Genomic DNA, 11,531 nt, shown 5'->3' on the forward strand with positions numbered 1-11,531 from the left:
GCGCCGTCGTCGCGCGCTCCTTCCTCATTGTTCTCGCCCATCGTCGCCAGCGAGCGACCTCCACCCCGCGAGCGCCTCGCGCCGCCCGCCCGCCGCGCCTCGCGCTGCGAGCGAGGGCGCGCGCCGCTCGCGCTCCGCGCCTCGCGGCGCCGGCCTCGCCTCGCCTCACCTCGACAGAGCGCGCGCGGCGCCGCGCGACCCACCCCCTGCCCGGCGAGCTTTACTCCGCGCGCTTCGTTTCGCTACTCTCCGCCATCGTCATGCGTTGCGCACAGATGAGACCCCCTTCGGAGGCGTCGCAGGCGAGATGACGGTCCAGGCACCCGAAGGGCAGGTGGAAAGCATGACGGCCCTGATCGCGCGGCTCCGCGCGGAGCAAGGCGACCAACCGGAGCGACAGCTCCAGGCGCTGCTGTTGCACGAGCTCGGCGCGCTCGAGGAGGCGCTGGGCGAGGAGCCCACGGCCGCGCGCGACTACCTCGCCGCGTTCAACGCGGACCCGCAGTTCCGCGAGCCGCTCGAGGCGCTCGTCCGCATCCTCACCCGGCGCAAGTCGATCAAGAACCTCGGCAAGCTGCTCGACGCGCTCACGCGCGCCGCGGCCACGCCCGAGGAGCGGGCGCGCGCGTTCTGGGAGCGCGCCGCGTACCTGCAGGACCACGAGCAGAACCTCGCGGCGGCCAAGGAGGCGCTCGAGGAGGCGGCGCTCAGCAACCCGGAGGACGCGACGCCGTGGCTCGAGCTCGAGCTCATCGCGGCCAAGGAGGGCGACCTCCCCGGCCGGATGCGCGCGATCGAGGCCCGCGCCGAGCTCGCGACCGACGCGACGTGGAAGGGGCTGCTCTTCATCGAGCTCGCCGACCTCGCGGCCGCCACCGAGAACGTGGAGCGCGCCTACGAGCTGCTCGACGCGGCCGCGGCGCTGGAGGGCCGGGCGCGCTTCCGGTCGCAGCTCGCGCTCGAGGCCATCGCGCGCCGCGAGGAGGACCTCGGCGCGCTCGCGCGCGCCCTCGAGGGGCAGGCCGAGCTCATCGCCGACGCGCTCGACGACGAGGCGAGCGGCGAGGCCAACGGCGTCCCGCGGTACATGCGCAAGCCGGAGTACGCGGCCGACGCGTGGCTCCGCGCCGCCGAGCTGACGCAGCGGGCGGGGACGGGCGGCTTCGCGTCGCTCCTCGAGCGGGCCGCGGAGCGGCTGCCCCAGTCGGCGCTGCTCGGGCGGGCGCGCATCGCCGCGCTCGAGGCCGCCGGCGAGGCGGAGGCCGCCGCCAGCCTGGCCAAGCAGGAGATCGCGCGCGGCGCGAGCGGGCCCGGCGCCGCGGCGCTGTGGCTGCGCATCGCCGAGGCGGCCGCGCTGGCGAGCGATCGCGAGGCAGCGCTCGCGGCGCTCCGGAGCGCGCTCTCGGCCGACCCGCAGTGCATCCCGGCGCGCGCGCTGGAGATCGACCTGCTCGGAGACGGCCAGGAGCCGTCCGCGTTCGCTGCCTCGTTGGAGACGATGGCGGCGTCGTACGGCAGCGAGGACGCGCGCGGGCGCGCGCTGCTCCTCGCGGCTTACGTCTGGGCGGTGCGGACCGACGACGTCGGCGCGGCGAAGGCGGCCCTGTCGCAGGCCGGCATGGCCGGCGTCCACCCGGGCCTCCTCGCGCGGTTCGGGCGGTCGTTCGCGGCGCTCCGCGGCGACGCGGCCTGGTACGAGGAGTCGACGAAGCGGCTGCTCTCGACCGGCGTCGACCCGGGCGAGAAGGCGAGCCTGTGGTTCGAGATCGGCCGGAGCCGCCTGCTGCGCGGCGACGCGGACGGCGCCGAGGGCGCCTTCGCCGAGCTCGCCGCCTCCGGGTCGGACGACGGCGGAGCCGCGCCCAACGCGTGGCTCGGGCGGGCGCTCGGCGCCTTCGCGGTCGACCTCGTCCGCAGCCGGCGCGAGCCCGGGGACGACCCCGGCGCCGCCGGCCAGCGGCGCTCGCCCATGGTGATCGAGGCGCTCGCGGAGGTCGAGGGCGAGGAGACCGCCCGCGGCCTCTGGCTCGTCGCGGCCCTGCGCAGCGCGCGCGTCGGTGAGCTCGACCGCGCGCGGAGCCGACTCCGCGCGCTCTTCGAGCAGTCCGCGGCCGACGAGGTCGTCGCGGTGTTCCTGGCCGAGCTGGAGCGGCGCGCCGGCACCCCCACGGCCGCGGCCGCGACGCTCGCGACCTGCGCCTCGGCGATCGAGGACGCCGATCTCTCGGCGGCGCTGCACATCGAGGCGGCCATCCTCCTCTGGCGCGCCGGCGAGCGCGGCCGCGCCGTCGACGAGCTCGAGGCGGCGCGCGGCAAGGCGCCGCGGGCGGGCGCGACGGTGCTCACCTGGGCGCTCCGCGGCCACGAGGTCGACGACCTCCAGAGCCGTCGCCGCGCCCTCGAGGTCGCCGGCGAGGCGGGCGAGGATCCGGCGGCGCTCGCGCTGTCGCGGTTCGGCCTCGAGGTCGGCGCCGCCGAGGGCGGCGACCCGGACGAGGCGCTCGCGACGCTCGAGGCGCTCGAGTCGCAGGCGAGCGACGATCTCGCCCTGGCCGCTGCGCTCGGGCGGCTCCTCTGGCAGCCGGCCCTCGAGCAGCGGAGCGCCGTCGAGCGCGCGCTCGACTACATCGAGGAGCGGGGCGACGGCGCCGCGTCCATCGCGCACGCCGAGCGCTTCCGCCTCGCGCGCACCCTGGACCAGGACCGCGCGCGCACCGCGGCGCGCGCCGCGGCGTGGGCCGCCGCCGACCCGAGCCCGCACGCCGAGCTCGAGTGGCTCGGCGCGGCGCTCGGCGCCGAGGACCGCGAGGCGGAGGTCGCCGCGCGGAGCGCCCTCGCGCAGCACATGGAGGGCGAGGCCCGGGCGGCGATGGAGGCCTCGGCGGCGATCGTCGGCGCCCTCGACCAGCCGAACCTGCCGCGGCCGTTCCTCTCGGGCGAGCACGCGCCCGCGCAGCTCGCCAACCTCGAGCTCGCGCTGCCCGGCTGCGATCCGCGGCGCCGCGCGGCGGCCCTGCACGGGCTCGGCGACGCGCTCGGTGAGGACGCGCAGCTCACCGCGCTCGGCCTCGCGGGCTGGTCGGACTTCGCGGCCGGCGATCACGAGCGGGCGCTCGCCTCGTTCCGCACGGTCGTCGAGCGGCGGCCGGACGACATCGCCGCCTGGGAGGGCGTCCGCGCGACGTCGGAGGCGCTGCGCGACCCCGTCGCGACGGCGCTCGCCTCGGCGCAGCTCGGCGCGCTCTGCAAGGACGACGCGCGCGGCGCCGATTTCTGGGAGGGCGCGGGGCTCCTGCTCCTCGAGCACACCGACGCGCACGACGACGCGGAGATCGCGTTCGATCGCGCCTTCACGCGCGACCCGCGGCGCGGCGTCGCCTTCGACCGGCTCTTCCGCCGGGTGCGCGCGCGCAACGAGGACGACCGGCTGCTCGACATCATCGAGCGGCGGCTCGGCGTCGCGGACAACGACCTCGAGATCTGCAAGCTGTTCTGGGAGCGCGCGCGCGTGCTCCGCAAGAAGGGCAAGCTCGACGACGCCCTCGCCGCGCTCGAGAACGTGACGCTGCTCGAGCCGGATCACATCGGCGCGCTGGCGCTCTCGGCCGACATCTCGAAGGCGCAGGGCGACCTCGGCCAGGCGGCGGCCTTCTACGCCGAGCTCTCGCGCGTCGCCAAGGCGCCGGGCGAGCAGCGGCTCATGTCCGGGATCACGGCGGTCGACGTGTACGAGAAGCGGGGCGAGCACGACAAGGCGCTCGACGTGCTGATCGGCCTGCACCGGGCCGGGCTGTCGACGCTCCCCGTCCGCGAGCGCCTCGTCCGGGTCGCCGCTCGGGTCGGCTCCTGGGAGGAGGCCACGCGCCTGCTCGAGGAGCTCATGGTCGAGCGCGACAGCCCCGCGGGCCGGATCGAGGCGGCGCGTCTCGCGATGGCCATCTACCGCGACCAGCTCCGCGCGCCGCGCCGCGCGGAGAAGGCGGCCGCGAAGCTCCTCGAGGAGGCGCCGGACGACGGCGAGGCCATCGATCTCGTCCTCACGACCGACTACGAGCCCGCGTTCCGCACTCGCGTGCTCGGCCGCGCCAAGTCGACGCTGATCCAGGCGCTCGCGTCGAACCCGGTCGACGCCGACCGCGTCGCGCTCCTCGCGAAGATCGCGGGCGCCGGGCAGGACGCGGCGCTCCGGCAGGCCACGCTGGGCGCGCTCGTCGCGCTCGGCCGGAGCGACGACGGCATCTCTGCGGAGCTCAGGAAGATCGACGCCCGCGTCCCGGCGCGGCCTCAGATCGCCCTCGACGCCAAGGCCATGGCCGAGATCGCCGATCCGCTCGACACCGGGCCCGTCGGCGAGCTGTTCGCGAAGATGGCCGAGACGATCTGCATGGCGCTCGGCCCCTCGCTCGTGTCGCTCGGCGTGGGCAAGAAGGACCGCATCGACTCGCGCGGCGGCCACCCGCTGCGCGTGGCGGTCGCCGAGTGGATGGGCGCGCTCAGCTTCGAGACCGACTTCGAGCTCTACGTCGGCGGCCCGAGCCCGCGCGGCGCGACCGGCGTCTACGGCCAGCTGCCGGCGCTCGTGCTCGGCCCCGAGATCACGACGCCGCTCGACGCCGCCTCGCGCTCGGCGATCGCGCGCGAGGCGTTCGCGCTGCGCCGGGGCATCTCGTCGCTCCGGACCCGGGACGACAACACCGTCGCCTCGCTCGTCGCGGCGGCTTGCATCGAGTCGGGCCTCGCGGTCCCGCAGCCCCCCTACGCCGTGTTCGGCGAGGTCTCGCGCGCCATCCACAAGGAGATGCCGCGCGCGACCCGGAAGGCGATCGTCGAGGTGTGCCAGCGCATCGTGTCGAGCCAGCAGGACCCGCACCGCTGGGCGCAGGCGGCGCGCAGGAGCATCGACCGCATGGCCGTCATCGCCGCGGGCGACGTCTCGCTGGTCCTCTCGGACATCCTCAGCACCCCGCGCGAGCAGCTCGGCGGTGTCGTCACCGAGAGCGAGCGGGCGCGCGAGCTGGTCGCGTTCGTCCTGTCGCAGAGCTACCTCGAGCTTCGGAAGAAGCTCGGGATGGGGGTCCGGTGAGCAAGAATCCGCAGTCCAAGAGCTCTTCCAGCAGCGGCGGCGACGAGGGCACCCCGTCGCAGGAGAAGATCACGGTCCCGCCGCCGGCGATGTACGGCGCGGCGGTCTCGGACGCCGACGTCGAGGAGGCCACGCTCCTCGCCAAGATCCCCGACGAGCTCATCAAGTCGATCCGCGCCGCCGAAGAAGGGGAGCGCTCCGGCGAAGGCGGCCTGAAGCAGCTGTTCTCCCGCGAGCCGGTGCCGGTGCCCGCGAGGCCCGCGCAGAGCGCCGGGGAGAGCGACGCGCTGATGGACATGCTCTTCGAGGACCAGCGCGCCGACGACCCCGACGACGGCGTCGTGACCTCGGCGCCCGCGCTGCCCGGGGCGCGCCGCGCCGCCGCGCCGCCCCCGCCGCTCGCGCCGCCTGCGGTGCTCGCGCCGCCCGCGCCGCCCCGGCCCCCGTCGCTGCCCCGCCCTGCGGCCCCGCCCCGCTCGGGCAGGCCGGGCGACGTGAAGGCGTCGCTCGGCGCCGACCTCACGCCGAAGATCCCGTCGCCGTCCGCGTCCTCCAGGCCCGCGGCGCCGCGCCCCCAGCCCCCGGCCGCCGCGCCTCCGCCGCTTCCCCCGACGTCCAGGCGCGTGGAGGAGGTGCACGAAGAGGACACCGCCGAGCCGGGCGACCGCGCGACGCCCATCCCCGACGGCGGCGACTCCCCGTTCGAGTTCGCGCCGCCCAGCGTCGTCAGCAGCCGCCGGGTCGCGGCGACGATCGGCTTCGAGGACGAGGCCACGCGGGGCTTCGACGACGAGGAGACGAAGGCCCTCGACGAGCCCGGCCCCACGACCCGGCCGTACGCCGGCGAGCCGTCTCGCACGACCGATCTCTGGGGTCAGGCCGCCATCGAGAGCGACCCTGGCGAGCTCGTGGACGAGTCCAGCCTGCTGCACGATCCGGTCGACGCCGACGCCGACGAAGATCTCGCGCAGACGCGCGTCGCGGACCGGAGGCCGTCGGTCCGCGCGGCGTTCGACGCGCCGCGCTCCGCGGCGTTCGACGCGCCGCGCTCCGCGGCGTTCGACGCGCCGCGCTCGGTCCCGTCCGCCCCGGCGCCCGAGAGCCTGCCGCCGCTGCCCTCGATCCCGCCGCCCGCGTCCGTGTTCGCCGGCGAGCAGGACGCGAGCGCGATCCTCGTCCAGTCGCAGCAGCGCGATGTCTGGGCGGCGCGCGCGGCGTGGCTCCGCGCCGAGGCGGAGCTCATCGAGGACCCGGCGGCCCGGGCGCGCGCGCTCCTCCCCGTCGCCGAGCTCTACGTGATGGCCGGAGAGGACGCGACCGCCCGCGCCGTCGCCGCCGAGGCGCGCGACCTCTCCCCGGGCCTCATCTTCGCGCACCGGCAGCTCCGCGGGCTCCTCATGCGCGAGGGCGACCTGCCCGCCGCGCTCGACGCGCTCGAGGCCGAGACCCGCATCCTCGGCACGCCGGCCGCGCGCTGCCACAACCTGGTGCTCGGCGCCGAGCTCTCCCGCGTCTCGCTGGCCGACCCCGACGGCGCGCACAAGCGCCTGGAGCTCGCGGCCCGGACGCACCCCGCCGACCCGCGCGCGCACGTGCAGCGCTTCTGCGAGGCGCTCGCGGCGCCGGACACGGACGCGGCGGCCTCCGCCACGGTCGCGAAGTTCCGCCTCCCCGACGCGCCCGAGCTCGCGCCGCTCGCCGCGGCGTGCGCCCAGGTCGCCGCGCACCGCGGCGCCCCGCGCCGCGCGCGCGCCGCGCCGGCCACCCCGTACGAGGCGCTCCTCCGCGCCCGCGCCCTGCTCCGCGCCGGCGACGTGGCCGAGGGCCTCGCGAGCCTCGAGCCCCTGCGCGGCACCTCGCTCGCGCCCGCCGCCGCCTGGCTCACCGCCGCGCTGGGCGCCGCGCGCAAGGAGACCCGCCCGGCGTCGCTCGACGCGCTCCGCAGCGTCACGTCCGGCTCGCACGGCGGCCAGGCGCGCCGCGCCCTCGCGGCGCAGGCGATCGAGCTCGGCGACGCCTCCGCTGCCCGCTCCGCCACGCTCGAGGGCGGCGGGGCCGGCGGCGCCTTCTCGCCGGCCGATCACGTCGTCCTCGCGGCGCTCGCCGGCGGCTCCGCGGCCGAGGTAGAGCCGTGGTTCGACACCCTCGCCGGCGATCCGGACTTCGCGCCGCTCTGCGCCGCCGCGAGCGCCGCGCTGAGCGACCCCGCCAGCGCGAGCGACAGGGCGCCGTCAGACGAGGCGCCCGCGCCGACGGGCGTGCGCGCCATCGGCGGCCCGAGCGCCCGCGCCGCCGCGGTCCTCGGCCGCGCGCTCTCCCGCGAGGCCATCACCGCCGAGGGCATCGACGCGAGCGACGCGTTCTCTCGCGCGGTGCTCACCTACGGCGACAACGCGCCCGAGAGCCCGCTCTTCCGGGCCCTCGCGCTCGAGCTCGACCTCGACGGCGACCGCGGCGCCCGCGTCGCCAGGAGCGTCGCCGCGCTCCGCGAGGTCGCGTCCGAGCGCGACAGCGCGCTCGCCGCCGCCGTCCTCGCCGAGATCGCGGGCGATCAGCGGGCCGCGATGAGCGACCTCGATCGCGCCCGCGCCGCGGACCCGCAGCACGAGGGCGCCGCGCGCGCCCGCGCCGCGCAGGAGAGCGGCGTCGGCGCCGCGCGCATCCTCGCGGAGCACGCGCTCACGCTCGAGGAGGGGCCGCGCGCCGCGGTGCTCGTCACCGAGGCCGCGATCCGCCTGCTCGACGGCGGCGACAACGAGGAGGGCGAGCGCCTGCTCTCCCGCGCCGCGAGCATCGACCCGAAGCTCCCCATCGCGCTCCACCTCGGCGAGCGCAGCGCGCGCGCCCGGGTGGACCGCGACGGCCTCCTCGAGTGGCTCAAGATCCGCCGCGAGAGCGCGGCGGATCCGCTGGAGCGCGCCCACGACCTCGTCCGCGAGGCGCTCCTCGTCGCCGAGGCGGATCCCGCGGCGGCCGCGTCGCTCCTCGAGGCGGCGCACCGCTCGCGCCCGCAGGACATCGGCCTGCGCGAGCTCTTCGAGCGGCTCGCGCCGGAGCCTCCGGCCGACCGCGCCGGCTGGCGCGCCGAGCGCGCCACCGAGCTCTTGCGCGCGCTCCACGCGGGCGAAGACCGCGCCTCCGGCGACGGCGCGCGCGACGACCGCGCCGCGGCCGGCGTCGAGGCCGCTCGCCTCGCGCTGGAGGCCGCCCTCGAGTACGAGCGCGCCGGCGATCTCGGGCAGGCCGCCGCGAGCGCTCGCCAGGCGATCGCCGCGGGCGACGCGGCGCTCGCGCCGATCGCCCTCTACCGCGCGGCCGTCGGCGGCCACGGCGCCGGCGAGCTCGTCGACGCGCTGATCCCGCGCGCCCGCGAGGCGGCGGACGCGGCCGAGCGCCTCGAGGTCTACGAGCGCCTCGCGGAGCTCGACGAGCTCGGGCGCAGGGACGCCGGCAGCGCCTTGCTCTGGCGCCGCTCGATCCTGGAGGAGACGCCGCACCACCTGCCGACGCTCCGCAAGGTCGCCTCCTACCTCATCGGCGAGGGGCGCGACGAGGAGCTCGAGCCGATCGCCGTCGAGGTCGCGCGCGTCCTCGACGGCCCGGAGGCCATCGCGCACGCGCTCCTGTCGGCGCGGCTGCGGATGCGCGTGCTCCCCTGGGAGGAGACGTTCGAGCCGGTGCAGATCGCGTACCGGAACGAGCCGCGGGGCATCTGGGCGCTGCGCCAGATGGCCGCCCACGCCCGCTCGAAGGCGGACCACGCCCTCGCGATCGAGGCGGATCGCCAGCTCATCGAGCGCACCGATCGCCCGTCCGAGGCCGCCGCCCTCTCGGTGCGCGCCGCCAAGGACGCGCTCCTCGCCGGCTCGATCGAGGACGCTGTCGCCTTCTTCCGGCACGCGATCACGCTCGTCCCGCACTACCTCGTCGCGCACCTCGACGTCGCCGACGCGCTCGAGCGCGGCGGCGACGCGGCGGCCGCCGCCGCGGCGCTCGAGTCCGCGGCGGGTGCCAGCGTCGGCTCCGAGGGGCGCGCGCACTCCCTCTACGCCGCGGCCGTGCTCTGGCAGGACAAGGTCCAGAACGCCGCGCGGGCCCGCGACGTCCTCGAGGCGGTCGCGACGGTCGATCCGTCGTACGCCGACGTCTTCTCGCGGCTCAAGGCGATCTACATCGCCGAGGGGGCGCGCGCCGAGCTGGCCGCCTTGCTCGAGCGCCGCCTCGACGCGGTGACCGATCCGGCCGAGCGCGTCGAGATGGAGGTCCTCCGCGGCCGGGCGCTCGCCGACGTCGGCGACGCGGCGGCCGCCAAGCGGGCGCTCGCCGCCGCGCTCGACGCGAACCCCGATCACGTGGAGGCCCTGTCCGCGTTCGCCGACGTCTGCGCCGGCGAGGGCGACTGGACCGGCGCCGAGCAGGCGTGGATCCGCCTCGCGCGCCTCGTGCCCGACCCCGCGAAGCAGGTCGCGATCTACCTCCGCCTCGGCGAGCTCTACGACGAGCACCTCCCGAACGCGGAGCGCGCCGAGCTCGCCTACCAGGAGATCCTGAAGCGCTCGCCGGGCGACGTGAGCGCGCGCGAGCGCCTCGTCGCGCTCTACAAGCGCGCCGGCGACGGCGCCCGCGCCCTGGAGCAGCAGAACCTCCTCATCAGCGCCGCGGAGGCGCCCGAGGAGAAGTGCCGCCGCACCGCGGAGCTCGCCGAGATCTACGAGTCGATGGGGGAGGCGAAGAAGGCCGAGTCCACGCTGCTCACGGCCCGCAAGACGTGGCCGAAGGACGACTTCGCGCTCGGCGCGCTGGCCCGCTTCTACCAGCGCACCGAGCAGCTCCCCGCGGCGAACGTCCTGCTCGATCGCGCCATCGCCGACGCGCGCCGCGCGCTCAACACCGGCCGCTTCGAGCCGTACCTCTTCTCGACGGTCGCCACGGTCGCGGAGCTCCGCGGCCGCGCCGGCGCGTCGCGGATCGCGCGCGCCACGGTCGCCGCGCTCGACGGCCGCGACGCCGCGATGGGCGGCGCGGGCAACGCCGCCGGCGCGGCCCGCCTCGACAACCACCTCGCGCCGGAGCTCATGACCCCGGCGTTCCGCGAGCTCCTGCTCAAGACGGGCCCGCTGCTCGACACCGCGGTGCCGTTCGATCTCGACTCGATCCGCGCGACGCCGCTGCCGCCCCAGCACGCCGACATCACCGACCTGGCCCGCGGCATCGGCGCGGCCTACGGCCTCCCCGGCCTCCAGGTCTACATGACGGGCGCGCTCGGCACCGTCTGCGTGCCGGCGTCGTCGAGCCCGCCGAAGATCGTCCTCGGCCAGTCGCTCGTCGCCTCGCCGCGCGAGGACGTCCGGCTCTTCCTCATCCACCGCGCCGTCAAGATCCTCCAGACCAACGCCTCGGCCTTCTCGCGGACGGCGCCGATCGACCTCTGGCCGCTGCTCGCGGCCTACCTGAAGGCGTTCTCCCCGTCGTGGTCGCCGCAGGGCGCGGACGCCGCGCGTCTCCGCGAGTACCAGGGCCGCATCGATCGGACCATGTCGGGCGGTCCGGATCCGAAGCTGGGCGTGCTCGCCGCCGACGTCATCGGCTCGATCGGCAACCGCGCCTCGACGCTCAACACGGCGATCAACGGCTGGGGCAACCGCGCCGCCTTCCTCGCGGTAGGCGATCTCAACATTGCGCTCACGGGCATCGCCTGGTCGGGCGGCCACACCAACGCGCCGCCCGCCGCGGGCAAGGACCGCATCACCTGGATCGGGCGCAACGCGGAGGCGCGCGACCTCATCGTCTTCGCCGTGAGCGACGGCCTGGCCGAGGCGCGGGAGCAGCTCGGGTTCAACGAGTGAGCGACGGGGCGCGGGCGCTCCTCGCGCTCGTCGTCGCGCGCCTTCGCGCTATGTTGAGGGCGCGTCGTCGCGAGCACTTCGCCGTCGCGGGGGCTCGCTCGGCCGCGTATGCTCCGCCGCCCGCAGGCCAGCGCGCCGCCGCTCGCATCCAGCATCGGCTGCACATTCCTCACGAGCCATGACCACGACCCTCAAGGCCAAGCGCCGCGTCTCCTACGACTGCTCGAAGTGCCCGGCCTACTGCTGCTCCATCTACGAGCGGGTCGAGGTGACGCCGCGCGACCTGCGGCGGCTCGCCCGCCATTTCGGCCTCACGGTCGAGGCCGCCGCGCAGCGCTTCACCAAGCGTTACAACGAGGAGCGCATCCTCCGCCGGCAGTCCGATCCGCTGCTCGGCCGCGTCTGCCGCTTCCTCGATCTCACGACCCGCGGCTGCACCATCTACGAGGCGCGGCCCGAGGTCTGCCGCGACTACCCCGGCAGGCCGCGGTGCGGCTACTACGACATGCTGCAGTTCGAGCGGGAGACGCAGGACGACCCCAACGTCATGCCGCTCGTGCAGATCACGTTTCGCTCGCGGACCCCGGCGGGCTAGCTCCTCC

At 76.6% G+C, this 11,531-nt stretch carries 3 protein-coding genes; all 3 read left to right on the forward strand.

The window, feature by feature from the left end:
• Positions 1-343: 343 nt before the first annotated feature.
• The 3 genes from WME89_RS04275 (at position 344) to WME89_RS04285 (ending at position 11,524) form a co-directional block, all read left to right on the forward strand.
• Positions 344-5,083, forward strand: a complete 4,740-nt coding sequence (locus WME89_RS04275) for a hypothetical protein (RefSeq protein ID WP_438007984.1) — start codon at positions 344-346, stop codon at positions 5,081-5,083.
• Positions 5,080-10,929: a hypothetical protein gene (locus tag WME89_RS04280; RefSeq protein WP_438007985.1), complete on the forward strand. Its 5,850-nt coding sequence runs from the start codon at positions 5,080-5,082 to the stop codon at positions 10,927-10,929. The genes WME89_RS04275 and WME89_RS04280 overlap by 4 nt, the downstream gene beginning before the upstream one ends.
• Positions 10,930-11,107: 178 nt before the next feature.
• Positions 11,108-11,524, forward strand: a complete 417-nt coding sequence (locus tag WME89_RS04285; protein WP_437508988.1) for a YkgJ family cysteine cluster protein — start codon at positions 11,108-11,110, stop codon at positions 11,522-11,524.
• Positions 11,525-11,531 lie beyond the last annotated feature (7 nt).

This window comes from Sorangium sp. So ce321 (assembly GCF_051530195.1).
Taxonomy (GTDB): domain Bacteria; phylum Myxococcota_A; class Polyangia; order Polyangiales; family Polyangiaceae; genus Sorangium.

Bases quoted from the DNA above. Each gene is read 5' to 3' on its own strand.
- WME89_RS04275 (WP_438007984.1), top strand. From the start codon at position 344: ATGACGGCCCTGATCGCGCGGCTCCGCGCGGAGCAAGGCGACCAACCG.
- WME89_RS04285 (WP_437508988.1), top strand. From the start codon at position 11,108: ATGACCACGACCCTCAAGGCCAAGCGCCGCGTCTCCTACGACTGCTCG.